Here is a 26,383-nt window from a genome sequence, read left to right as displayed (position 1 = left end):
AAGTAAGGGAGTTGTTGCCATCCCAAAAATGCAATCGTCAAAACTAGTTAGAACAGTCGTAGTACTGAGCACACACATATCAACAAGTATATTTGGATATTTCAACATTTTCCAAAATTTTATAATGAAATGAAACCATTGACGGCAGTAAAATTATAACCATTTGCTAAGTTTGATAAAATTATAAAATCAGCCTTTTACCGGGTTTCAGCCAGCTGATAAGCTAAAAATCCAATTCTCCCATGCATACGTCTTTTCTTTACATTGTTCTCACGCTGGTGGTTAGCCATCTCGCCATGGGTCAGGCGCAGAAAGCACCGGCAACCGTCACCTTTGAGCCCGCTACTTACGAAGGGCTGCGCTGGCGCGAACTGGGACCCTTTCGTGGCGGGCGCTCCTGTACGGTAACGGGTGTGAAAGACAACCCCAACCTCTATTACATGGGCACCGTGGGCGGGGGCGTCTGGCGCACAACCGATGGCGGGCAGACCTGGGGCAGCATCACCGACAATTACTTTGGCGGAACGATTGGCGCGGTAGCCGTTGCCGAAAGTGACCCCAACGTCATTTATGTAGGCGAAGGCGAGCAGACCTTACGCAACAACGTAGCCTCAGGCACCGGCATGTGGCGTTCGACCGATGCGGGCACAAGCTGGAAACGCATCGGGCTGACCGATTCCAAACACATCGCCCGCATTCGCATCCATCCCAAAAATCCCGATGTGGTTTATGTCGCGGCAATGGGCAACCTCTGGAAACCCAATGAGATGCGGGGTGTTTTCCGCAGTACCGATGGCGGGCAAACCTGGAAAAAGGTGCTGTACATCAACGATCAGGCGGGTGCCGCCGATCTGGTCCTCGACCCCAACAACCCGCGCATCATATATGCCAGCACCTGGAACATGAAGCGCAACGGCTACCGGATGGATAGCGGTGGCCCCGACTCCAAGCTGTGGAAAAGCACCGATGGGGGCGACACCTGGGAAAACCTGTCGGATAAGTCGGGGATGCCATCGGGTACCAACGGCATCATCGGTGTGACTGTTTCGCCGAAAAACTCCAGTCGCGTTTGGGCTATCATCGAAAACAAAGACGCCGGTGGCGTTTACCGCTCAGATGATGCTGGGAAAACCTGGGCCAAAATCAATCAGGATCGTGCGTTGCTGCAACGGGCCTGGTACTACTGCCGTATTTACGCCGACTCGCAAAACGAGGACATTGTGTATGTGATGAACGTAAGTTATGGCGTCTCGAAAGATGGCGGCAAAACCTTTGAGTTGAAGAACGCGCCCCACGGCGATCACCACGACCTCTGGATCGACCCGAACAACAACAAACGGATGGCCATTGCCGATGATGGGGGCGCGCAAATTTCGACCGATGGCGGCAACAACTGGACAACCTACCACAATCAGCCCACCGCCCAGTTCTACCGCGTTTCGACCGATAACCATTTCCCTTATCGTATCTATGGCGCACAGCAGGACAACACCAGTGTGCGAATTTCGCACCGGACGGGCAGCACGTCCGTTACCGAAAAAGACTGGGTAGCCCTGGCCATTGGTGAGAGTGCTCATCTGGCTCCCGACCCGCTGAACAGTGAGGTCGTCTTCGGGGGTGATTACAAAGGGTACATGACCATGCAGGACATTGCCACGGGCCAGGAACGCTCCACCAACATTTACCCCGATCTGCCCGCCGGTTCCGGTGCCGACGCGATGAAGTACCGCTTTAACTGGAATTATCCGGTCTTTTTCAGTCCGCATAACCCTAAGAAACTCTACGCTGGCTCAAACCACCTGCATGTGAGTTACACGGGGGGCGAAAGCTGGGAAGTGATCAGCCCCGATCTGTCGAGAGGAGAACCCGAAACCATCAAGTCGTCGGGCGGGCCGATTACGCAGGACAATACCGGAGCCGAATACTACGCCAACGTCTTTGCGGCTGCTGAGTCGCCCTACACCGAAGGCGAAATCTGGACGGGTTCGGATGATGGGCTGGTGCATGTAACCACAGACGGCGGCAAGAACTGGAAAAACGTCACCCCGCCTACCTCGCCGAAGTACAACATGATGAACTCGGTGGAGGTCAGCCCCTTCGTAAAAGGGGGCGCTTACATTGCAGCAACATCGTACAAGTTTGGCGATTATACGCCCTACATCTACAAGACGCTGGATTACGGCAAAACCTGGACGGTGATGACCAAGGGCATTCCTAAAGATGAGTTTGTGCGGGTTGTACGGGCCGATCCAAAACGAAAAGGGTTGCTTTATGCGGGCACCGAGCGGGGCGTCTGGGTATCGTTCGACGATGGCGAGAACTGGTCGAAACTTCAGCTCAACCTGCCGCCGGTTCCCATTCACGATCTGGCTGTCAAGAACGATAACCTCATAGCGGCTACGCACGGGCGTAGTTTCTGGCTGATCGACGACCTAACTCCGCTTCACCAGCTCAAGAGCGATGTAGCGACGAAAGAAGTTGTCCTATATCAGCCAATGGCAACCTACCGCATGGCTGGTTCCGACAAACGCGAGGCTGCTCTGGAAGGCGAAAATCACCCCAATGGCGTGATGATTCATTACTTCATTAAAAAAGCCGATCCGGCTTCGGAGGTGAAACTGGAAATTCTGGAAAGCAACGGCAACCTGATCCGCTCCTTCAGCAGCAAAGCCAAAGAAAAAGCGGACCTCCTGAAAGTGAAGTCCGGGGGCGACCGCTTTGTGTGGGATATGCGTTACCCCGGCTACAAAATCTTCCCCGGTATGGTGTTCTACGGCTCGCCCAACCTCGGACCTAAAGCCGTACCGGGAAAATACCAGGTTAGATTAACGGTAAATGGTCAATCGCAGACACAACCGTTCGAGATACTCAAAGACCCGCGCCTGAAAACAACGCCGGAAGATTACCAGGCCCAGTTCGACTTCCTGATAAAGGTACGCAACAAGGTAACCGAGGCTAACGAAGGCATTGTCAACCTGCGCAAGATAAAAGAGGACCTAACGTACCTGAAGAACAAGATGGGGTCTGACGAGAAGAACAGGGACATCAACGATGTCATCAAAACGTTTGAAGATGAACTAAAAACCATTGAGAACGATATTCACCAAACCAAAAACATGAGCGTTCAGGACCCGCTCAACTACGGTATCAAACTCAACAACCGGCTGGCCCACCTCATGAGCGAGCAGGCCCAGGGCGACTTCCGGCCAACGAAACAGGGTGAAGAAGTACGCAGTAAGTTAACGCAGGAAGTTGATGCCCAATTGGGGAAACTGAAAATGACAATCGAAACTAATCTAATGCGAATCAACCAGATGGCCAAAGACAAAGGGGTTGTGCTAGTGAATTAGGATAGTTAAGCTTATATGCTCCCAACCCCCTAAAGGGGCTTTGCTCCAGAATAGGCAAAGCATCCTTTAGGGGGTTGGTGGTAATTATTACTTCGTCGAATCGACCCGGCTGGTCATACCCGTCGTACTGACTGGCGCCGTTTCGGTGGTGGAAGCGGGTTTTTCTTTACGGCCGAAGAGCGAGAAATGAACGTATCGTTTTGGGTTCTCCCGAAGGTCGGTCAGGAGTTTTTCGAGACTGGCCGTCGTGGCATTGACGTTACGGTACAGGGCTTCGTCCGACGCTAGTTTGCCCAGCGATCCCTCGCCTTTGTTGATCGCCCCCAAAATCTTTTGCAAATTGTCGACCGTTTTGTTGACGCTACCCAGCGTTTGTTTCAGTTGGAGTCCCTGGAGCGAGTCGGCGAACGTATCGGCCTTGGCTAAAATTGGCTTAAGTTGTTTTTCTGTTTCGATCAGCGACGACGACAGCTTATTTACATTAGCCAGCGTTGCCTGAAGGCCCGCCCGATTTTCAGAAATCGTTAAACCAAGTGTTCCCACTGCCGCATTAGCACTGCGCAGCGTCTGGTTAAGCACAACGCCCGTCTGGTCGAACTGAGCAACAACGCGGTTGAGCTGATAGGTCAGCGAATCAACGTTATTCAAAACGGGCAGGGTTTTTTCGCGAATCAGCGCCGACAGCCCCGATTCGTTGGCCGCGATCAACATACCTCCATCGGCAAGCTCCGGCTTTCCGTAGTTAATGCCCAGCCGGATAAGTTTACCGCCCAGCAGACCGTCGTCGGCCAGAACAGCCCGTGTACCCTGGGTAACGACAATTCCTTTTTTAACCTCAAGCGTTACTAACAGCTTGTTTTTCTGGTCTTGTAAAATCTCTATACTCTTAACCTGCCCTACTGTTAAACCATTGATGCTAACCGGATTAGAGGCAACCAGACCATCAATGTTACTATAAATAACCTGATATTTATGCGTAGAGGAGAAGAAATCGGAGCCTTTCAAAAACCTAAATCCAAAGTAGAGCATCATCAATGAGATGACAGCTAACAACCCTACTCTTACTTCCTTGGAAACTTTCATGTGTGTATAAAGGGGGATGGTCTGTGCTCACGGACCTATCCGGTTGATTGATCCTATAACCAACTTTGGTGAGTGTTTGTCCCGTAAAAACAGGAAAAAGCGCCAAAGGTGAAGGCAAGGGTAGTAGGATAGCTGGCTGTTTACTTACTCACCGGCTTCTATTTCCTGTTTGTATTGCAGGAAAGCCTTGTAGATCGCGGTCGATATTTCATCCTGCCCTTCATCCGACCGAAGATAATCTTCTTCAGTCGGGTTCGTCAGGTAGCCCGTTTCAATCAGCACACTGGGCATTGTCGCTTTCCAGAGGACGATAAAACCGGCCTGTTTGACCCCGTTGCTTTTCCGATCGGCATTGTGGCGAAAACTCCGTTCAATCTTTTCGGCGAAATTGATGCTACTTCCCATAAAGGCATGCTGGTAGTTCGCCAGCATGATGGTAGCCAGTGGTGAGTTAGGATCGAAACCTTTGTACGTTTGCTGGTAATTTTTTTCCTGTAAGATAACCGCGTTTTCCCGACGTGCCACGTCCAGATTACGCTGGGTTCTGTGTAAGCCAAGGGTGTAGGTTTCTGTGCCATACACCTGGCTGCTGGAGGGGCTGGCATTGCAGTGAATAGAGATGAACAGGTCGGCCCGGTTACGATTGGCGATGGCCCCCCGCTCAATCAAATCGACGAAATGATCGGACGAGCGGGTATAAATAACCCGAACATTTGGATGCTTATTCTTAATTTTCCGGCCTAATTGAAGAATTAGAGACAGGTTGACGGCCTTTTCCTTTACATACCGACCATGCGTGCCGGGGTCTTTGCCGCCGTGGCCGGCATCGAGCACAACCGTTCGAACCTGGTTTGGCCCGTCGTTAGGGGCGGTTTCCAGCTCCTGCGACCCGGCCCGACGGGTCGTATCTTGTGTCAAATCGGGCGATAATTCGCTGGATGTGGTAAGAGCCAGCAAGGGCAGGATCAATAAGACCGCTGTTGTCATTATTCCGGGAGATGTTGCCGAAATACGGATACCGGTTGATTTAATAATTTTTAACGACCAAAAACGTTTCAATGCGGTAGCGGAATAACTGTTCGTGAATACCTTTGTAAGCCATAGACTTAACGGCCTTTTGGCAAATATAATTTTTTTAATAATCCTGAAAAAAGTATACTTTATTTTGCGGCCCTCGCTGATACGACCAACATGGATAAAAGCATCGTGCTTTCTTATCTGTCTACTCTGGACGTTGACCGCGTTGGGACAGCGCAAAGAAACGCCCCGGCAGCCATCCAAAGGCGGCTTACCCCCCGCTGGCACACCAGCGCAGCGGGTACCTGATGCTACCTTCGAAACGGTAACCGATAGCACGCCCACCCCGGCTTCCGGTCAGAAAAAACCCGCCGGTCGGGTCGTTACCGGCCCTTCGTCCGGTACGGCAACGCTGCCCAATCTGCCAACAGGTTCGGCTGGAACAAATCAGGAGAGCGATCTGGAGCGCCAGCTTAACAACAACTATTCGGCCCCGAACCGGCTCGGTAGCGACACAAAGCGACTAAGCACTCCACTGCCTTCGTCCGCTGCCCGCCCCGCCAGTCGGGATTCCGTCCGTTCGCGCCCGTCCAAACGGGTAGTTACGGCTGTTGCGCCATCGAAACTTGCACCCGTTCGGCTCGACTCCCTGCGGTCTTTACAGCCCAAACCAATCCGTCTGGTACAAACTCCATCCGGCCGATTACCGGTTGCGGGCATTGCAACTGGCAAAGGCGTTGCGGTTGCCAGGGCAATCTCACCACAGCCACCCGTCCGTTTATCGGCCCGAAAGCGGGCTCGTGCGGCTAAGCTCCGACAGCAGGAGGCTCTTGCCCAGCAAAAAGCATCAATTAGTCAAGCGCCGGTTCAACCCGGACTGGTATCGCCAAACGTTGTTCGGCCGGAGAGCCAGACGGTTATCAATGCCGTGTCCGCGAAAACGGATTCGTTGCAGATGGCCGTGCGCGATTCGATTGCCAAAGACTCGCTGCAAAGCTCCGACTCGTTCAAGACAACGGTTAAATACCAGGCCAAAGACTCCACTTTTTATTCGGCCGATGGTCGAACGGTCGAGTTGTTTGGTGATGCCAGCGTTGTTTACGGCGACATTTCGCTCAAAGCGGCCTATATCCGACTCAATTACTTAACGAACGAGGTTTACGCGATAGGCCGTTACGATTCAACAGCGAAAAAACTGATCGGACGCCCTATTTTCCAGGACGGCGAGGGGAAATATGACGCCAAAGAGATTCGCTATAATTTCAAATCCCGAAAAGGCCGGATTCAGGGCGTTATTACCCAGCAGGGTGAAGGCAACATTCGGGGGCAGACCGTCAAGAAAGACGATGAAGACAATCTGTACATTGGTAAAGCAATTTACACAACCTGTAATCTGGCTACACCGCACTTCCACATCAACGCCAGCAAACTAAAGGTAATTCATAACACGCAGGTCGTGGCTGGACCGTTCAATCTGGTCATCAATCAGATTCCGCTGCCCATCGGGCTGCCGTTTGGATTCTTCCCGTTTCCAAAGCGAAAAGAGATTGGGGTATCAGGCATTATTGTGCCACAGTATGGCGAAGAGCCCAATGGACGAGGGTTCTACCTGCGCGATGGTGGTTATTACTGGGCGGTGAGCGAAAACCTAGGGTTACAGTTCAAAGGCCAGATCTATTCGCGGGGTAGCTGGGGACTGGGCCTTTCGTCGGCCTACAACAAACGGTATCGCTACAGCGGAAGCCTGAACCTGCAATTTAACCGCAACCGCTCCGGCGACCGGGTCGATACGACGCAGACACCCCGGAATGACTTTTCCTTTACCTGGTCGCACTCGCCGGTTCCGCGCGGACGGGGCAGCTTCTCGGCCAACGTAAACGTAAGCAGCAACAGCTATAACCAGTTCAACTCGTACAGTACCAGCCAGTACATTTCCAACGTGGCAGGTTCATCGGTACAGTATAGCCGCAGTTTCGGGCAGTACGCCCGGGCGGGGGCCAACTTCCGGGTCAACCAGCAGTTTGGTCAGGTAAACCAGAAGACGGGGGTTCGGGAGAACGGCAAAACCGACGTATCCTCGGATTTCAACTTCGGCATCAACCAGATTTCGCCCTTCGCTCTGAAAGGCGGCACCGGCCGCTGGTACGAAAGCTTCCGGGTGGGCCTCGATGTGAGCGGGTCGATTACGGTGAGCAACACCATTCGCCGACAGATCGACACCACCGGGCTGGGCTTTACGGTTATATCCAACATAGCCACGGTAAGCACCCTCCAGCGTATTGAAGACAGTATCCGGCGGGCCAACAACATCCGGTTCGGCATTGTCGAGGCCGATCCGAACCTGATTGCCTTCAATATGCAAAACGCCAATCGAATCTGGAACAACCGGGTCGTTCAGGCGCGGTACAGTATTCCTATTTCGCTGCCCAACGTCAAACTCCTCCGGTACATTAACCTGACACCCGGTTTTTCCATACAGGGTGATATCTACACCAAACGCCTGAGCTATAATTACGATGCCGAGAAGAACGGCGTACGGGTGGATACGACGAAGGGATTTTTTCCCTCCTATAACTTCTCGGTCAATGCCAGCATGAACACACGCTTTTACGGCACGTTCTTCATCCGCAGCAAGCGCATTGAGGCCATCCGTCATACAGTGGCACCATCCATATCGTTCAGCTACGTTCCTGACTTTACCAACCCCGCCTTTGGGCAGTTTCAGGTACTACCGGCCGTGGGTACGCTGGCCGGTTTGCCGGAATACCGCCGGACGCTATCCGTGTTCCGGGGACTGGGGGGTAGTGCAGGCAGTGCATCGAGCACGCAGTCGGCGTTCATCACGTTTGGTATCGTAAACCAGCTGGAGATGAAAGTGCGGACCCGCAGCGATTCATCCGGACAGGAATTCAAGAAGATCCCGATCTTCGATAACCTGAGCATAAACGGCAGTTATAACCTGCTGGCTCCCGATTACAAACTGTCGCCGATCTCGCTGAACGCCAACACGCAGGTTTTTAAGAATATCAGTTTCAACCTTTCCTCTACCTTCGACCCCTACGCGTATCGCGCTTATGGTGGAACGGCCCAGTATTATTTCCCAACAACAACTGTAACCCCGCTTTCATATTCGCCTTCAATCCTGACCATACGGGACTACGCAAATCAGGAATACATTCGGGTGCCTAGCCTCTATGCGTTCCAGGCGGGGCAGGGGTTGCTGCGCATGACAAATTTACAGGCGTACGTTAGCGCCCGGTTTGCGCCAAAACAGGCCGACAAAAAGAAAAGCAGCCCAAATGCCTCCGATGCAACGCTCAAGGCGATTAATAACAACCCGGAGTTGTACGTCGACTTCAACGTCCCCTGGTCCATGAACGTAAGCTACACATTTGGCCTGACCAAGTTAACGCCGGAAAATTCACAGGTGATCCAGGCGCTAACCTTAACAGGCGACCTGAGCCTGACGCCAAAATGGAAAGTAACGGTCAACACGGGTTATGACTTTGCCTTTAAAAGCCCGACGCTCACGACCATCGGTATCAACCGGGATCTGCACTGCTGGGAAATGGCCTTTAACTGGACGCCTTATTCGGGCAATAACTTCCGGTCGGGGAACTACTCGTTCGATTTACGGGCCCGATCCTCTATTTTGCAGGAACTTAAGCTCAGCCGTCGCCGGAGCTTCTACGACCGGGGAGGATTTTAAAGCGTGAAAGAGCGAAAATTTCAGCGAATCGCTCTTTCACACTTTCACCGTTAAAATCTGTATCTTGCCTCGTAATTCTCACCGGAAACCATTATGAGTGAGCGCGATAAACAACGCCTTGATGAGCTGGAAGTAAAGACGGCTTACCTGCTTCAGCGGCAGGACGAACAGGATGCCCGGATGAGCCAGATACTCTCCCGGCTTGCTTATCTGGAAGCAAAACAGTATCGGTTGATGAAAGAATTAGGTATCGCCCCGGACAAGCTGGATACCCCGCAAACAGCTCAGGATGATGCAAAAACGATTAACCTAACCGTTATCCCGGAGCAGCGCTTAAATTAAAAACTGAGAAACCGGCCTTCCGACACTATCCGAAAGACCATTTCAGTTTCGTTGTTCGTTAAAGTCCCGTATGAAATCCCCTTCACTGCGCACAGTCCTGCTTCTTGCCGCATTAATCGCCATCAATGTTCTGTCGGCATTCGTATTTTTTCGGATCGATCTAACGCAGGAAAAACGCTTTACCCTGTCGGAGGCCACGCAAACGCTCCTGGCCGACCTACCCGATGACATTCACGTTGATGTCTACCTGACGGGCGATTTGCCGCCGGGTTTCAAACGGCTTGAAAATGCCGTTCGCGAAACGCTGGACGAGTTTCAGGCCCGCGCCGGTAAGACCATTACGTATCGGTTCATTGACCCGGACCAGATCAGCAATCCTCAGGAGAAGAATAAATTCATCGACAAGCTACAACAGCGGGGTTTGCTGCCCACAAATTTGTTCGATAATGAAGGAGGCAAACGAACCGAAAAACTGGTTTTCCCGGGCGCTATCGTCTCCTACAAAGGTCAGGAAACAGCGGCTCTTTTTTTGAAAGGCAACAAGACGGCATCGCCGGCAGAACAGCTCAACCAATCGTACGAAGGGGTCGAATTTCAACTGGCATCGACCATCCGCCGGCTAACTCAAACGGCCGAAAACCGCCGACGGGTAGGTTTGCTCTACGACCATACGCAGGTGCCTCCCTCCCGCTTCGCCGACTTACTGGCATCGGTTCAGCAGAACTACGACCTTTTTTTTATCGACATGAGCAAACCCGGTCCTATTGCCGGGCTTGATGTCATGCTGGTACCTAAACCGGATAAACCCTTTACGGAAGAAGAGATTTTCAAGATCGATCAATATGTGGTGAATGGCGGACGGGCTTTGTTTTTTGTGGATGGGCAGCGCGTCGACAGCGTCAGCAATGAAGGAACCTACGCACAGCCCCTCAGCCTGAACCTGGATGATCTGTTTTTTCGCTGGGGTATCCGGCTTAATCGGGATGTAGTGAAGGATTACTATTGCGCACCCATCCCGCTCAACGTAGGCAACCTGGGCGATAAACCCAATATTCAACTCCTCCCCTGGCGGTTTTATCCGCTGCTTAACAATTTCGGAACATCGGGAAATCCCATCGTGCGCAACCTCGACGCCGTGCTGGCCCGATTTACCAGCACGCTGGATACGGTAAGGGCTCCGGGCATCCGTAAAACGCCCTTGCTGCTGACATCGCCTTACACAAAGGTACTCAAAGCTCCTGCCCTGATTTCGTACAACGAAGCCCGGCAACAACCCGACCCTAAAACCTATAACGAAGGAATAAAGCTTATCGGCTGTTTGCTCGAAGGTCGGTTTCAGTCGCTATTTGCCAACCGGATTCTGCCCGGCGATCCTCGCGCCAACGGGTTCCGGCCTGAGGGTGTACCATCGCGGGTGCTCATTTGCTCGGATGGCGATTTGATCGTCAACGATGTCGATTACAAACGTAATGCGCCCTATCCGCTGGGTTTCGATCGTTTTACCCGCACTACGTTCGGCAACAAAGATTTTGCCCTGAACGCCATTGACTACCTGGTCGATCCAACGGGCGTGATCGCGGCTCGTGCCCGGACCATTACGCTTCGTCCGTTAGACAAGATAAAAGTTGATGCCAATCGAACGGGCTGGCAGCTTCTCAATCTACTGGGTCCGCTGGCGCTGGTTGGTCTGGTCGGCTTTATCTGGCAAGCGGTTCGACGTCGGAAGTACGGAAAATAAGCGCAAGCCAACCTGCTTTACTCCACGGCAAACTTCACCAGCCACTGGGTTACGGTAGCGTTCGTGAGGTTGAAGACCAGATTGGGGAATAAACCCAGTATCAGCGCAATGGCTCCCAGCGGTACCAGCATTAACTTTTCCCGAAAGGTCAGATCGGTAATAACAGGTGCGATGCCGGATTTCGATTCAAAAGGGCCAAGCCAGGGCGAACCGAAAAACATGCGCTGGAACGTCCAGAGAAAGTAAGCTGCCGCCAGCAAAATACCCAGGGTAGCCACCGCCGTGAACCAGCCGGGCAACCACTCCGACTGAAAGCTACCCATCAGGGTAAACAACTCCCCCACAAAACCCGAAAAGCCGGGTAATCCCAGCGAACCAAAAAAGGCGATTGCGGTGAGTGTGGCATATTGCGGCATCAGTTGCAACAGGCCCCGGTACGACTCGATCCGCCGGTCGTGGGTACGGTCATATACAACACCCACAATCAGGAAAAGCATAGCCGACAGAATACCATGGCTTACCATCTGGTAAATAGCTCCGTTGATACCCTCGGCGGTTAACGAGGCCACCCCCAACAACACAAAACCCATGTGCGACACCGACGAATATGCGATCATCTTTTTGAGATCAGCCTGGGCCAGCGCATTCAGGCCACCATACACGATTGACAGCACACCGAGTCCGGCCAATACCTGTGCATATTGGGCGGCTCCATCGGGGAAGAAATCCCAGGCAATTCGGATAAACCCATAGCCACCAATTTTGAGCAGCACCCCGGCCAGAATAACCGAGACAGGTGTTGGTGCTTCTACGTGGGCATCGGGGAGCCAGGTGTGTAACGGAACAATGGGTAATTTGATAGCAAACCCGATAAAGATGGCCCAGAAGGCCAGCATTCGCGCCGGAAGCCCCAGAACAAGTGGCTCGGCAGCGGGATTGAGAAACGTATTGGGCAGGTAATTACGGCCGTCGGCCAGATACCGCATGTCGAACGTATGCACCACCTGCGAGGTGCTCAGCTGCCCATTCTGAAGAAACGACTGAATGCTGCGGATCACCTCATCCGTTACTTCCGATGAATCCGAAACGATGCCGGCCACTACCGCCGTACTGACCGGGTCCATAACGGACAGATACAGGGCAATCATGACCAGCAGAATCAGCAGCGAGCCGAGCAGTGTGTAAAGAAAGAACTTGATGGACGCGTACTCCCGTCGCGGTCCGCCCCATAAACCGATCAGGAAGTACATCGGCAGGAGCATAAACTCAAAAAACAGGAAGAACAAAAAGAAGTCAAGCGCCACGAAGCAGCCCATAATGGTGCCCGTGAGTAACAGATAGAGCGAATAATACGCTTTTTGCCGGTGCGTCATGGGCCAGGAGGATACTACCCCAATGAGCATCACCACCGCCGACAAGACGACCAACGGCAGGCTAATCCCATCTACGCCAACCAGATAATCGATGGACACAACGCCCAGATTTCCTAATGGCAGTGTAATCCAATCCGCCTGTTGAAGAAATTGATATCCGGCTGTGGCTTTGTCAAATCCGGCCCAGGCCATACCCGCCAGCACGACTTCGACCAGCGTTACGGCCAGCGCAATCCATCGAAACAGACTGGTCTGACGTTCGGGCAGCAGCGCCACCACGAGCGAGCCGATTAAGGGAATAAAAATGAGTAACGAAAGAATCATATAGCTAACTGGGCCAACATCCTGTTTGACCCGTATTTACCAGAGATCAGGCAATGGCCTGGCCCAGACGTTAAAGCAACCACCAAAGTATTACCAGCAAGCCCATTACAGCCGCCGTAATGTACGACTGTACCCGGCCGTTCTGCACCGACCGGGTCAACTGCCCCAACCGGCCCGCCAGCCAGGCGGCACCATTTACCAGGCCATCCACACCCATCCGGTCCAGCAAGCTGGTCAGATGCGCCAACACAACGGTAGCGATACCCGCCCCGTTGACGACCCCATCAATCGCACGCTGGTCGGTACGGTTAAGGAACGTTGCCAGCCGAACCGTTGGCCGGATAGCGATTCGGTCGTAAAAGACATCCAGAAAACCATAGTTAACCGAAAATCGAACATAACTGCGGTCTTCACCGGGCTCCTGTAAGCGAAAGCCAGTCCAGCCTCCCAGTAAAACGAGGGCAACAGAAACGGGAGCCAGCCACCAGAAATGCGGTTCATCTGCCGGGGGTAACAGCCGGAAAAACCAGCTATCCTGGCCGGACAGAGGATTTATGGAGAACCAGACCCAGAGTGATAAAGCAGCCAGAATGACGACTGGTCCACGCATCAGCCAACCGGGTTCGTGTGCTGTTGACAAAGGGGTTATTTCGCTTCGGTACGCACCAAAGAATACCAGCCGCCATTGCCGGGCCATGTAAAAAGCCGTCAGACCTGAGGATAGCAACAGGAGTATCGGTACACTGGTGAACAGACCGGCCCCTTGCGTTTCCGCCCAGCCAAACGCCCCGCCCAGAATAGCCTCTTTCGATAGAAAGCCCGATAAAAATGGTAAGCCGGACAGGGCTGCCGCACAAACGGTATAGGCAACGAATGTTATCGGTAATACCTTACGTAAACCGCCCATCTGCCGCATATCCTGGCTGTGTACAGCGTGAATGATGGCCCCGGCACTGAGGAACAAGCCTGCTTTAAAAAAGGCATGGGTCAGCAGATGGAACATAGCCCCGGCAACATTCCCCGTTCCCATCCCCACGACCATCAGCCCCAGCTGCGACACGGTTGAGAAGGCGAGGACTTTCTTGATATCGGTTTGAAAAACGGCCGCATACCCTCCCCAAAGCGTAGTTATAGTACCAATAAGGGTAATAACAACCAGCGCATCAGGCGACAGAAGCGGATGAATACGGGCTAGCAGAAAGATGCCCGCAGCAACCATCGTGGCCGCGTGAAGCAACGCCGATACCGGTGTGGGGCCTTCCATGGCATCGGGAAGCCAGGTGAGTAACGGAAACTGCGCTGATTTACCGACACAACCCATGAATAAGCAAAGGCCAAGGGCAGTGGGTGCAATGCCGTCGGCCCCTTTGTCGGCCAGAGCCGTAAAATCGAGCGTGTCGAAATAATAATAGGTCAGAAAAATACCAATCAGGAAGCCAATATCACCCACGCGGTTCATCAGAAATGCCTTCTTGGCTGCCTGAGACGCGGCAGGGCGCTCGGCATAAAACCCGATCAGCAGGTAAGACGCCAGCCCAACCAGTTCCCAGAAACCATACATCACCAGTAGATTTCCGGCGAGAATGATGCCCAGCATAGCCCCCACAAACACCTGTAAGTACGAGAAATAACGACGCAGCTTCGGCTCGTCGTGCAGGTAGGCAATGGAATAAACTTGTACCAGCAACGCGACGAAATGCACCAGCAGAAGCATTAACGCTGCCAGCGCATCGACCCGAAACGTAACCGAAAAGGAAGCCCCGGATAAAATGGCCCAATCGGTTTGGAGCACAACCGCCTGTTCGGGCAGGTTTAAGGCCAGCAAAACAGACAATATCAAGCCCGTTCCCGTCAGTAAAATGGCGATGAACTGCGCCACCCGCCGACTGGCCATTGTCAACACCAGAAACCCGGCAAAGGGTAACAGAAGTATAATAGCCGTTAAGAGGTGAGGCAGTTGGAAGGGGTTGGCGGGCATTCGTCGTTCATCAGAATTGGCCGCAAATATCCCGATTCTGCTCTATGGAAACAAACGTCTAGTAATTCGTTTTTAACCAGCCCGTCACGCTTAGGCGTTCGCGGGTGGCGGGCAGCACCTCATGTTCGAGTCGTGCGCTCTCAAAACACACTAATCTGCCCCCAATTGGCGAGACTGTAACCTGATGTTCGGTCATATTTTCGGCATCGGGCAGATAAAGGTCCAGTTGCCCGCCATCGGCCTCCTGCCAATCGGAATTGAGGTAGCAGATGACGGATAGCTTCCGGCGTGAATCACTGCGAAACTGGTCCAGGTGGCGTTTGTAGAACGTACCGGGCGGATAGAGTGCATAGTGAAACTCGTAATCGCGCAGGCCGAGGTAGCAGGTTTGATTGACATAGTCCACAAACGAACCGACGCGTTGCAGGAAAGTGGCTTCGTCAGCGGTTGCGCTGGCTTCATCCAGCCACATAATTTCGTCACCCCGAATGGTCTGCTCGATCGTTACCTGCTGATTACCGATACCAGCTGCTTTAAATTGCCCCGCTGCGCGCCGTTGCCGAAGCCGGGAAGCCAACGCAGCTACTTCATCGGCCGTCAGAAAATTATCGATCAGGCCGTAGCCTTCGTTGAGGATACCGTCTATGATCGGCTCAAATAAATCGCTCACTGCTTCAGTTCGTTCAATTCATCCAACTGCGCCGTACGGAAATGGCGGTAAACCTGCATCACGATGGCCAGCGCAACGGCCGACTCAGCAGCGGCTACAACCATGACGAATAAACTTAACATCTGACCTTGTAAGCGGTCGGGGTCGTACTGACTGAACGCCACGAGGTTAATGTTAACGGCGTTGAGCATCAGTTCAACACCCATCAGCACCACGATAGCATGCCGTTTGAGCAGCACCACGGCCAGTCCAATGCTAAAAAGACCAGCGCCTACCAGTAAAAAAAGATGGCTGTTAACGGGTTGCATGTCGGGAGGATTTAGTATGGAAAGCAGCCAGATACGTGGCACCAACGAGAGCCGCCAGCAATAAAACTCCGGCAATTTCGAAAGGAACAACGTATTCGGTCATCAGCTGTTTACCGATAATGGTTGTCGTATTCTGCCAGCCAGCCGGTTGATCGAGCAACGTGAAGTTTGCCCGAGCCAGCAACGTTTGTAAAGCCATAAACAGAGCTCCAACCACCAGAATCGGAATGATCCACCCGGCTCCCTTTGCAAACCGGTTGGCCGATAGAATGCGGTTGGGCTGCTGGCTGTTCGCATCTGCCGGACGTTCGGGTTTGTGGGTGAGCATCACACCGAAAATAACCAGCACCAGTACCCCCCCAACGTAAATCATGATCTGAGCGATGGCCAGAAAATCGGCACCGGCCAGGACGAACAACCCGGCCACGCCAAAGAGCGTAAGCAATAGAAAGAAAGCCGCGTAAAGCACATTACGCGTCAGCAAAACAGCCAACGCTCCGCCTAACGTCAACACAGCAAAAAAATAAAAAGCAAATTGAACCACTGGGTTTATAGGTCTGATGGAAGAGGGGTATCCGATGCGTCGTCGGCTTTGGGCTTAGGCTTCATCGTTGGCCGAAAGGCGGCTGGCTTCGGTTTGACGGGTTCGCTATCCGGTAGTATTGGCTCCTCCGCCTTTACTACAGTTGCTGGCGCAGGGGCCGGACTTTCCTCGCCTGGTGGCTGCGGAACAGTCGCAGGCTTCATCGTTGGTCGGAAAGCCGGTGTAGGCTTCGGTGCTTCTGCCGGTGTTGCCGATTCCGGTTCGGCGGGTTTAGGCGGCTTCATCGTTGGCTTAAAAGCAGCCGGTTTTGCTTTAGGCAATTCGGGCTCAGACGAACCGGCCTGTGGCGCATCCGGCTCCGATTTGGCAACCGTTGGGGGCTTCATCGTTGGCCGGAAAGCCGGTTTCGGTTTAGGCGGTTCGGCCTTTTCCTCCGGTTGAACGTCTATTTGCGGTTCGGCAGTTTTCGCAACGGGCGGCTTCATCGTCGGTCGGAATGCCGGTGTAGGCTTCGTGGCTTCCACCGGTGCTGCCGCTTCTGGTTGATCTTCCGTTTTTGGCTCGGTCGATTTGGCGACGGGCGGCTTCATCGTCGGCCGGAAACCGGCTGTTTTGGCTGCGGGTTTCGGTGTTTCCGGCGTTTCAGCAGAGGTAGGTTGTGATGCGGGCGCATCGTCGGCCGGAACGTCAGTCACGTTTACGACCGGCTTTTTCGTTGGCCGGAACACGGGATGTTTCGCGACTTCCAGCCCACCCTGGGCAATTTGCTGCATCTCGTCCGGCGTGGCGTCGGTAAGCGGGTGCTCGATAGATGATCCTTCTGAGTTAGCCGGTATATGCGGTTCGGCTGGCGGAGCCGCTGGTTTAGCGGTTGGCTTGAATACCGGGCGTTTAGGCGCGGCACTCACACTTGGCTCGGGAGCCGGAGAGGTTACGGCTTTGGCAGCTATCTGAGCCGCTTTCGCTTCTTCTTTCTCCCGCAGAAACTGCTCATACAAGGCACGTTTCTCATCGGCCTGATCGGGAGTCAGGTTCGAGAAATTATACGTTAGCTTGCCGAGTTCGAATTCACTGTAATCGAATTTCTTATCCATGGTCAGACATTCGGTGGGGCATACCACCGTGCACAGGCCGCAATAGCAGCACTTGGCCATGTCGATGTCAAATTTTGCCGCATACAGGCGTATTGGCGATCCGTCGGATGCCCGACCAACCTCTTCGGTGGCTTTGATGGCATCAATGGTAATGCAATCGACAGGGCAGACTTTTGCGCATTTGTCGCAGACGATGCAGTCCTCAATCTCATTCCGAAGCCGGTAACGCCCATTGTCGGGAATGGGTAATTGTTCGTACGGATATTGAAGCGTAACCAGGCCATTCTGCAAATCGAAGTACGAATCGCTGGCTATTCCTTCCGCCGTTCGGCGCTTCGTTGCGTTGCGCAAGTGCCTTAAGGTCAAGCTCAGTCCCTTCAGCGTTGTCCGGATACCCGATTGTATGTCCTTGAAGTATGACATTTTAAAAAGTGAAAGAGTAGAAGAGCGAAAGAGTGCAAGATTACTATCGAAGATCACTCCGCTTCGGCGGACCAGTTTCGTTCTTTCACTCTTTCATTCTTTCGCTATATTTTTGGAAACCGCTCTGGTTCGGCTTCGCTCATGATGGCGTAAACAGTTTCGATTACATCATCAACGTTTGGCTTGGAGAAATAATCTCCATCGGAGCCATAAGGAGGTCTATGGGCTTTGGCCGATAAGGTCATCGGGGCCGAATCCAGATAGCGGTAGGCATTCTGGCATTCGACAACCTGCTGCATCATGTAAGCCGATGCACCACCGGGCACATCTTCATCGGCGAACAGGACCCGGTTCGTTTTCTTAATTGATTCGACAATCTGGTGATTCACGTCGAACGGCAACAAGGTTTGTACGTCAATCACCTCCATGCTGATTCCCATACCGGCCAGCTGTCCGGCGGCTTCCAGCACAATCCGGCACATGGAGCCGTAGGTTACGACCGTCACGTCGGAGCCAGACTGCAATACCTCCGGTACACCCAACGGTACACAGAATTCGTTCAGGTTCGTGGGCAACTGCTCTTTCAGGCGATAGCCGTTCAGGGATTCGATCAGCAGGGCGGGGTCATCGCCTTTCATGAGGGTGTTATAGAAGCCAACGGCCTGCGTCATGTTGCGGGGAACCAGTACATGAAGCCCGCGCAAACTGCTCAGCATCGTGCCCATGGGCGAACCCGAATGCCAGATGCCCTCCAGTCGGTGGCCGCGCGTCCGGACGATAAGCGGTGCTTTCTGCCCACCTTTAGTCCGGTATTGCAGCGTAGCCAGATCGTCTGTCAGGGTGGCCAGCGTATAATAAACGTAGTCGAAATACTGAATTTCAACGATGGGCCGAAGTCCGCGCATGGCCATACCGATGCCCTGCCCGATAATGGTGGTTTCGCGAATGCCGGTATCGGTAATACGTATCTCGCCAAATTTTTCCTGCAAGCCCGCAAAGCCCTGATTTACATCGCCAATGTGTCCAACGTCTTCACCCAGCGCCACAACGCGCGGGTCGCGGCTGAACAGGCTGTCGAAATAATGTTGAAGCAGCTGATACCCGTCGAGTACGGTCCCCTCCTCATCATACTGAGCAGGAACCCCCTGTACCAGCATCGGCGAATCGGGCGACTGGCTGTATAAATGGGAACTGAAGCGGTCGTTGTTTTCGGCGTTTGTCCGGTCGAGCCAGGCTTTCAGCCGGTGCCGCCCGGCACCGGTATCGGTCCGTAACAACCGAAGAGCTTTTCGAACCGCCGACACTGCATCCCGACGTACGGGGGAGAACGTTTTCCGAAGTTCTTCCCGAATAGCCATTAATTCGGCAGCTTTCGGGTGGTGGCGGGCCGTTTGCTGCAGCAGATCGAGGGCTTCCGTGAAATCCCCTTTCATAGATGCCTGATAGGCGTCCCAAGCTTCAATTCGCGCGTTTTTGGCAATTTGCTTAGCTTCTGCTTCAATGGCTTCGAGTTCTTCGCTGGTGGCGTAACCATTCTCCAGAATCCAGCGCCGAAACAGTACATTGCAATCATGCTCCGCTTCCCAGGCAAGGCGCTGTTTTGATTTATACCGTTCGTGCGAGCCCGAGGTTGAGTGGCCCTGTGGCTGCGTCAACTCCTGTACGTGAACCAGTACGGGCACATGCTCTGTCCGACAGATATGAGCGGCCTGCTGATACGTTTCCAGCAATGCCGGATAATCCCATCCTTTTACGGTAAATAGTTCGATACCCTTGTCTTCGCTGTCGCGCTGAAAACCGGCCAGGGCTTTGGAAATGCTGCCTTTAACGGTCTGATATTCGACCGGCACAGATATACCATACCCATCGTCCCATACCGACATCAGGAGCGGCACTTGCAACACACCGGCCGCGTTCATGGCTTCCCAGAACATACCCTGCGAGGTAGATGCATCGCCAATGGTTGAGAAAACGATTTCGTTACCATTGTGCGAAAAACTGGTCAGGTCGCTCAGTTCGGGGTTATTACGAAACAGTTTGGAGGCATACGCCAGCCCAAGCGAGCGGGGCACCTGCCCGGCGGTAGGCGCAATATCACAGACGGAATTATAGAGTTCGGTTTGGTTTCGCCACAACCCCTGTTCATCGAGCCAGCGGGTAGCAAAGTGTCCATTCATTGACCGGCCAGCGGTATTAGGCTCGGCATCCAAATCGGTGTGGGCATAAAGTTGCGCAAAAAACTCCGTCCAGCGTAGCTCGCCCAGCGCGGCTACGAACGTTTGGTCCCGGTAATAGCCGGACCGGAAATCACCCCGGTTAAATGCACTGGCTGCGGCCAGTTGCGCCAATTCTTTGCCGTCGCCAAATATGCCGAATTTAGCCCTCCCTCCCATCACATCACGCCGACCCAACAAACTCACCTGTCGGCTTTCGCAAGCCAATAGGTAATCTGACAGGATTTTTTCACGACTTATAATATCAGTCGAGCGGAGTTGTTCGTTTGCTATCACAACAGAGCCACGGATTGAAATCGTCTAACAATCAATTTATCGATGAAGTAGCTGACCTAAAAAATAAGTCAGTTACCAAGTGAAAGTAAAAGTAAGGCAAAACAAGTCAGCTTTCAAAAAAACGATTTTTTGAGTTTATTTGTTGACCGAATGAAATCAACAGCGTGTTTGGCAAACAGTTTGCTCTAGGTGCTGATTATAAGGCTTAGTATTTTAAAACCAAACCATAATTCCGTTTAGTCCAATGAAAAAGATTTTTTCACTTTTCGTAGCTTTGTTTGTGTTTGTCGCAGTTAGCTACGCCCAGAAAGGGGTTCTGAAATTTGCGAAAGAAACTCATGATTTCGGCAAAGTTGAGCAAGGTAAGCCTGTTACGCACGTATTTGAGTTCAAGAACACGGGTACGGATCCTGTCGTTATCAACGACGCTCAAGCTTCCTGCGGTTGCACGAAACCAAGTTTCTCACGTGAACCAATCATGCCGGGCAAAACGGGGTCGATCTCTGCAACCTACAATGCTGCTGCTGCCGGTCCATTCAACAAATCGGTAACGGTAACGAGCAACGCTGAAGCAGGTCAAACGGTGCTTTATCTGAAAGGCGAAGTTGTAGCAGCTGGTGCTGCTGTTGAAACGGCGGCTACACCTGCTACCGCTCCTGCAGCTAAAGACAAGAAGAAAAGTACGAAAACTTCACGCTAATCTACTGAAGGGTTAATAGTGTGGTTAAGAAAGGCATCTGGTAGTCTACCGGATGCCTTTTTTTGTATCCCTGCTTAGTGGTCATCCCAGCCCGCAGCCGACTGGCATTCTCCCCGTCCGTTCCTCCCGCTTCGCTTCTTTACAAGCTGATTATCACCTACATTTGACCCGTCTTTAGACCTCAAATGTATATGGCTCCGCCCCAACGCCGGTAGGCGATCTCTCCTCTCACTCCGTACTTTTTACTTATCTCTTTACCCGGCTACCTTTTTGCTCTTTGAGCAGACCGTTGCCTTATCTTCACCTAAAACTATGTTTTTTATCACTCTTGGCATTCTGGTGCTTATCGCCGGATTTGCCATCAATACACCTGCCCTAACGTTCTCCCGTTACTCCAGACCCGCCAAGGTTATCGGCATAATTCTGTTACTCTTCGGACTGCTTTCTGCCAGTGTCCGTCAAATCGACGCCGGACAGGTGGGCGTCATTTCGCTCTTCGGCAATGTCAGTGACCGAACCCTCAACTCGGGCTTAAACTTTGTCAATCCACTGGCTTCGGTGACTGAGTTCGATATAAAAACGCAGAATTACACGATGTCGGCCGCGCACGATGAAGGCCAGAAGCAGGGCGACGATGCTATTCGTGTACTGACTGCCGATGGACTGGAAGTCGTTATAGACTTAACGGTTCTGTACCGGGTCATGCCGACGCAGGCACCCAAAATCTATCGGGAAATTGGACCGGACTACATGGACAAGATTGTCCGTCCCATTACCCGAACCCGGATTCGGGACAACGCCGTCTACTATGATGCGGTAGCCCTGTACTCCAGCCGACGCGATGAGTTCCAGTCGCGAATTTACAAGACAATTGAAGTTGATTTTAGAAAGCGGGGCTTGTCGCTGGAACAGCTGTTGATCCGGAATATTGACTTACCAGCGTCCGTTAAGAAAACCATCGAATCCAAGATCAACGCCGAGCAGGACGCTCAAAAGATGCAGTTCGTTCTACAAAAAGAGCGTCAGGAAGCCGAGCGGAAACGGGTGGAAGCGCAGGGTATCGCCGATTATCAAAAGATCCTGTCTACGGGTCTAAGTGATAAGCAGCTACAGTATGAACAAATCAAGGCACAGCGGGAGCTGGCAGCATCGCCAAACGCCAAGATTGTCATTATGGGTGGACGCGGCAATGTCCCGCTGATCCTTAATGAGAAGTAACTGAGCAAAATTTGTTGAACACAGAGGCACAGAGCACACAGAGATGATACTACTGACTTTTAATCTGTGTGTACTCTGTGCTCAACAAACTTTTCAAGCTCTATTTCGCTGCGGTCAGCGTTGTCAGCCAGGCTTTGCAGGCTTCCGGCCACATATTGAGTGAGCCGAATTTGGCTGTGCGCATCCCAAAGCCATGTCCGCCAGTTGGATACAAGTGCATTTCGGCTGGAACGCCGTTTTTCAGGCAGGCCAGATAAAAGCTGATGCTATTTTCAACAGGAACGGCTTTGTCATCTTCTGCATGAACCAGAAATGTGGGGGGCGTTTTACTGCTCACCTGTAATTCGTTGGAGTAATAAGCAATCAGTTCAGGCGAACTGGCCAGCTTTCCTAACAGATTATTGCGCGAACCCGCGTGTGCTTTCTCCCCAAATGTAACGACAGGGTACAGCAAAATCGCAAAGTTCGGCTTTGCCTGCTCGCTGGCTTTCGGGCCTTTGTCATAATGGGTGGCGAGGGTAGACGCCAAATGTCCTCCCGCCGAAAAACCCATGACACCAATCTTGTTAGGGTCAATAGCATACCGGGATGCATTCTGCCGAATGAGTGTCATCCCCTGCATGGCGTCGAGTAACGGCACCTCCTGCTGGTTGGTCATAATGGTCGGATTGGGAAGCCGGTATTTCAATACGAAGGCAGCAACGCCCATCTCATTGAACCATTTGGCAATATCTGACCCTTCATGACTGGCCGCCAGAATTCCGTACCCACCGCCGGGGCAAATCATGACGGCTGCACCGGTCGCTTTCTCTTTAGCAGGCAGAAAAACGGTTAGTGTAGGTACTGTGACATTACTGATCCGCAGAATACCATTGGCGTCCGTTTCCGATTTTTCCGTTAGCTGGGCGCCGGCTATGGCATTAGGGATGGCGCCGTCGGGCCATAACTTGACAATATCCTGCGACTGGGCGAGTTGGGGTAACAAAGTGGCCGAAAGCATACAAAGCAGTACAAAACGCATAAAAAGAGTACGGCTCCCTGAGCCGGGTTAGACATAAATCGCAAAAAGCCGACCGTTAGGTCGGCTCTACTCATATTTCTACCTCGCTCTCTTCTGACGAAACCTTGTTGTTGGCTCCCCCATGGAGGACATCGATCAGTTCTTTGACCCGGTATACCGTAGTGTTGTAGCGGTTACCCAGAATGATGATTACGTATTCATCTTTAGGGCTGAACCAGAACATGGTATTGTAGCCTTTCCACCAGCCGGAATGATAAATGTATTCGGGCTGCTTGGTATCGTTCAGCATCATCCGGAAACCGTAGCCGTAATTTTTTGCCCCTTTCCGTTCGAAACTTCGCGGAATAAACGCTTCGGCAAGCATCTTTTTGGGCAGCAGACAATCGGCGTTCAGTGCCCGATACCAGCGGAATAAATCACCCGTGGTTGAATAGATTCCCTTATCGCCCACCACATCGTCGTAATAATCTTTGGGAATACGTCGATTCCATTGATAACCGGCAGTTCGATGATAGTTGATGGAATCGTTCTTTGTTGTTGCCACGAACGTATGGTGCATCCCCAGCGGCTCGAAGATATTCTTATGAATAAACGCTTCGTAGGTTTGGCCGGTTACCTTCTCGATTATTGACGCCAGCACCATGTAGTTGGTATTGCTGTAGCTAAACCCGCGGCCCGGAATATTGTAGGGCCTGGGGGTTGGCTTAACCGTAGCAAACCAGTGCATAATGGTTGCGTTGGTCGGATAAGGTTTTTCTTTCTTGTAGAAGTTCACCTTCATGCTGTCGTCGAAGGCGTATTGGTAATTGGGCAGGCCGCTGCGATGGCTCAATAGCTCCCGAACGGTGATGCCATGGTATGGAAAATCAGGGTAGAATTTCTGGATGGTATCTTCAAACGTAAGTTTTCCGGCTTCAATCAGCTTTAGCGTGCCCACAGCCGTAAAGGTCTTTGAGAGCGAGGCTAACTGAAATTTGGAATCTTCGACCAGCGTATCGCGCTGGCTCCGTTCAAAATGGCCCAGGCCAAAGCAATTCTTATACAGAATCATGCCTTTTTGGGCCACCAGCACATTTCCGTTCAGACCACCCCGTACTTTCTGTCGAAAAATCTCAGCAATCTGGCGGGACTTCTCATCTGCATTGATTTGCTGCCGAATCGCTGCCTGCTGAGCTTCTGTAAGAATCTGCTCATCGGAACAATTTCGCAATGCCCGTGCTGACTGCTTGAGATTTGTTTGATTCTGCCCACAGGACACACCCAGTCCAATTAAGACGACAAAGCTAAACCAGTTCAAAAGTTTATTTATCCGCACCATCCAAACCCACATGTTTACGCTACTATTACTTTAAAAACCAAGTTCCGGCAAAAGTAGGCTTTACCGTTTTCAATGGTACATTAAAATTCCCTGAAAGTTTACGACCTATCTTTCTAAACTCCCAAATCTATCCTAATAAGCTCTACGAGTTGAGCCGGTTACTCGTCGACTTCCACCAAGCAGGCCGGTTTTCCGTATGGCTACATACGCGCCCACACTATTTGGTAGTAACTCGCCGGAGTCAACCGCGATCGACCCGTTCAGGGTGGTTCCTCCCAATAGATTCGTAGGTACTGATGCCGTAATTAAACCGGAAAACTGGGCCGGGATCGTTAGATAAGGGATAGGATAAGAGCCCGCGTTTCGACTGAAAGACAACCGGGTTGTTATGTCCACTTTATTCAGCACCAGGGCACTCAGTCCAACATGAAAAAGACTTACCCGATTATTGGCAATACCATAGCGTGCAGGTAACGTCGACCGCACTTCAATTTGGGGCGTAATGAATGGGGTACCAATCGTACGGCCAAAATAGGTCCAGCCATCTTGGTACTGACTATTAGTAAAATAATCGTCCCGTCCCCGCTTTTGTGGATTGTCGAGAATAAACAGGTCACCACCCTGACTTCCTGTAAACATATATTCAAAGGTGATCTGCTTAAGAAAAAAAGCGGCCCCTGTTGGCTGATCGCGGGTTCGAATGCGTAAGCCATTTAACCCATCGTCCAGATTTGTACCATAAAACAGGGAGCCGTCGTCGTACATAAATTGACGATAAACAAACAAATTCCAGTGATTCAAATTTAGCTCAGCGGCAAAGTCAACAGAACCTAAGTGATTACCAATTCTATTCTCTTCAAAATGACTGATTGTCTGAATATTCTGATCGTCCGGAAACGGGTTTCGGGTGCCTAACACGACCGCCGGATAATATTTAATATTTGAGGGAAGCTTGCCGTTTGTAGCTACAGTTGGGTCCAGGTAATCGGAATGGCCTGCCCACATAACTTGGTGATTGAATCCCCCATACAACCGAACCCGCCACGACGGCTTACCCAAACGACCATAAAATGAAGACTGATGAAGGTAAGAATCCTTCACTAATCGGTCACCATTCTCGAACCAGCCGTGCGAGAAAGTCCCCATTACCGAAATTACGCCTTTGGTAAACGGAATAGATGTAAAAATCGGGAGTGCCAGTTGAATTTTCGGGAAAGGCAGCGCATTTCCCGACCATATGTATGAGCCACTCGTCAGCAGCGTATCCACAAGGCCGATAACTTCCTTGCGTCGGCCGACGTAGAGTTCAAATGCCCCTACGCGCCCTTTGATGTACGCTTCCGGAAGTAGAAACTGGCTTGTCGAGCCTACATTGGCCACTACGCTGAGGCCGTATCCCCAATCGGCTTTCGGCCGATGGCCCGTACTATCGGCAGGACGATACCCTGCCTGAATACCAGCATTGAATCGTAAAGCTGGATTTGATAGTGGTACAGTACCATATTGATTAGCTCGCAACCAGAAGGGCGTCTGATCAGACGAGCCCAGTCCCCCTACTTCGAGTTGATACTGATTAATACGTTGTCCATAGACTAACTCGCTGCCAAAGCAAATAAGGGTTCCATACGCAATCCACACCAACAAAAATCTCATAGGAAACAGG

18 protein-coding genes are annotated in these 26,383 nt (G+C 52.1%); 6 read left to right on the top strand and 12 right to left on the bottom strand.

Annotation, left to right across the window (positions count from 1 at the left end; all coding sequences use genetic code 11):
• Positions 1–242 precede the first annotated feature (242 nt).
• Entirely contained in the window at positions 243–3,350 is a 3,108-nt protein-coding gene (locus ACYVJM_RS20810; RefSeq protein ID WP_461150158.1) for a VPS10 domain-containing protein, read from the top strand.
• Positions 3,351–3,437: 87 nt separating this feature from the next.
• On the opposite strand, the gene ACYVJM_RS20805 is transcribed toward ACYVJM_RS20810, so the two are convergent.
• Both ACYVJM_RS20805 and ACYVJM_RS20800 read right to left on the bottom strand, forming a co-directional pair.
• The gene (locus tag ACYVJM_RS20805) at positions 3,438–4,433 is read right to left on the bottom strand and encodes an MlaD family protein (RefSeq protein WP_461150157.1); all 996 of its coding nucleotides are present in this window, start codon (positions 4,431–4,433) and stop codon (positions 3,438–3,440) included.
• A gap of 144 nt (positions 4,434–4,577) precedes the next feature.
• Complete coding sequence (locus ACYVJM_RS20800) at positions 4,578–5,420, bottom strand: N-acetylmuramoyl-L-alanine amidase family protein (protein WP_461150156.1); 843 nt, start codon at positions 5,418–5,420, stop codon at positions 4,578–4,580.
• Between the two features lie 94 nt (positions 5,421–5,514).
• Here ACYVJM_RS20800 and ACYVJM_RS20795 point away from each other — a divergent pair, with 94 nt between their 5' ends.
• From ACYVJM_RS20795 to gldG, 3 genes are all read left to right on the top strand, one after another.
• Positions 5,515–9,159 carry a putative LPS assembly protein LptD gene (locus tag ACYVJM_RS20795; RefSeq protein ID WP_461150155.1) on the top strand — a complete coding sequence of 1,215 codons (3,645 nt, stop codon included), beginning with the start codon at positions 5,515–5,517 and terminating at the stop codon, positions 9,157–9,159.
• 93 nt (positions 9,160–9,252) lie between these two features.
• Positions 9,253–9,501 carry a hypothetical protein gene (locus tag ACYVJM_RS20790; protein WP_461150154.1) on the top strand — a complete coding sequence of 83 codons (249 nt, stop codon included), beginning with the start codon at positions 9,253–9,255 and terminating at the stop codon, positions 9,499–9,501.
• A 70-nt stretch (positions 9,502–9,571) separates the two neighbouring features.
• Positions 9,572–11,239, top strand: coding sequence for a gliding motility-associated ABC transporter substrate-binding protein GldG (gene gldG / locus ACYVJM_RS20785; protein ID WP_461150153.1), 1,668 nt, complete (start codon positions 9,572–9,574; stop codon positions 11,237–11,239).
• Positions 11,240–11,256: 17 nt separating this feature from the next.
• On the opposite strand, the gene ACYVJM_RS20780 is transcribed toward gldG, so the two are convergent.
• The 7 genes from ACYVJM_RS20780 to ACYVJM_RS20750 all read right to left on the bottom strand — a co-directional run bounded on the left by ACYVJM_RS20780 (position 11,257) and on the right by ACYVJM_RS20750 (position 20,463).
• Complete coding sequence (locus ACYVJM_RS20780) at positions 11,257–12,936, bottom strand: complex I subunit 4 family protein (RefSeq protein ID WP_461150152.1); 1,680 nt, start codon at positions 12,934–12,936, stop codon at positions 11,257–11,259.
• A 70-nt stretch (positions 12,937–13,006) separates the two neighbouring features.
• Positions 13,007–14,914: an NADH-quinone oxidoreductase subunit 5 family protein gene (locus ACYVJM_RS20775; RefSeq protein ID WP_461150151.1), complete on the bottom strand. Its 1,908-nt coding sequence runs from the start codon at positions 14,912–14,914 to the stop codon at positions 13,007–13,009.
• Positions 14,915–14,972: 58 nt separating this feature from the next.
• Positions 14,973–15,584 (bottom strand): 2OG-Fe(II) oxygenase, encoded by a 612-nt coding sequence (locus ACYVJM_RS20770; protein WP_461150150.1) that lies wholly within the window; start codon positions 15,582–15,584, stop codon positions 14,973–14,975.
• Positions 15,581–15,892 (bottom strand): NADH-quinone oxidoreductase subunit NuoK, encoded by a 312-nt coding sequence (gene nuoK, locus ACYVJM_RS20765; protein WP_461150149.1) that lies wholly within the window; start codon positions 15,890–15,892, stop codon positions 15,581–15,583. Before nuoK ends, ACYVJM_RS20770 begins: the two co-directional genes overlap by 4 nt.
• On the bottom strand, positions 15,879–16,436 hold the full coding sequence (locus ACYVJM_RS20760) for an NADH-quinone oxidoreductase subunit J family protein (protein ID WP_461150148.1): 558 nt from the start codon (positions 16,434–16,436) through the stop codon (positions 15,879–15,881). The genes nuoK and ACYVJM_RS20760 overlap by 14 nt, the downstream gene beginning before the upstream one ends.
• Positions 16,437–16,441: 5 nt before the next feature.
• Positions 16,442–17,953, bottom strand: coding sequence for a 4Fe-4S dicluster domain-containing protein (locus ACYVJM_RS20755; RefSeq protein ID WP_461150147.1), 1,512 nt, complete (start codon positions 17,951–17,953; stop codon positions 16,442–16,444).
• Positions 17,954–18,057: 104 nt separating this feature from the next.
• On the bottom strand, positions 18,058–20,463 hold the full coding sequence (locus ACYVJM_RS20750; protein WP_461150146.1) for an alpha-ketoacid dehydrogenase subunit alpha/beta: 2,406 nt from the start codon (positions 20,461–20,463) through the stop codon (positions 18,058–18,060).
• Positions 20,464–20,707: 244 nt separating this feature from the next.
• Here ACYVJM_RS20750 and ACYVJM_RS20745 point away from each other — a divergent pair, with 244 nt between their 5' ends.
• Together ACYVJM_RS20745 and ACYVJM_RS20740 are read left to right on the top strand one after the other, a co-directional pair.
• Positions 20,708–21,163 (top strand): DUF1573 domain-containing protein, encoded by a 456-nt coding sequence (locus ACYVJM_RS20745; RefSeq protein WP_461150145.1) that lies wholly within the window; start codon positions 20,708–20,710, stop codon positions 21,161–21,163.
• Positions 21,164–21,475: 312 nt separating this feature from the next.
• Positions 21,476–22,381 carry a prohibitin family protein gene (locus tag ACYVJM_RS20740; protein WP_461150144.1) on the top strand — a complete coding sequence of 302 codons (906 nt, stop codon included), beginning with the start codon at positions 21,476–21,478 and terminating at the stop codon, positions 22,379–22,381.
• Positions 22,382–22,481: 100 nt separating this feature from the next.
• Here the strand turns inward: ACYVJM_RS20740 and ACYVJM_RS20735 are convergent, their stop codons facing one another.
• The 3 genes from ACYVJM_RS20735 to ACYVJM_RS20725 all read right to left on the bottom strand — a co-directional run bounded on the left by ACYVJM_RS20735 (position 22,482) and on the right by ACYVJM_RS20725 (position 26,373).
• Complete coding sequence (locus ACYVJM_RS20735) at positions 22,482–23,381, bottom strand: alpha/beta hydrolase (RefSeq protein WP_461150143.1); 900 nt, start codon at positions 23,379–23,381, stop codon at positions 22,482–22,484.
• Between the two features lie 91 nt (positions 23,382–23,472).
• Positions 23,473–24,720, bottom strand: a complete 1,248-nt coding sequence (locus tag ACYVJM_RS20730; protein WP_461150257.1) for a serine hydrolase domain-containing protein — start codon at positions 24,718–24,720, stop codon at positions 23,473–23,475.
• 132 nt (positions 24,721–24,852) lie between these two features.
• Positions 24,853–26,373: a capsule assembly Wzi family protein gene (locus tag ACYVJM_RS20725; RefSeq protein WP_461150142.1), complete on the bottom strand. Its 1,521-nt coding sequence runs from the start codon at positions 26,371–26,373 to the stop codon at positions 24,853–24,855.
• Positions 26,374–26,383 lie beyond the last annotated feature (10 nt).

The sequence above is a fragment of the Spirosoma pulveris genome, assembly GCF_054781875.1.
The sequence above is the reverse complement of the archived record's forward strand: the minus strand, read 5'-3'. Positions and strand labels throughout refer to the sequence as shown.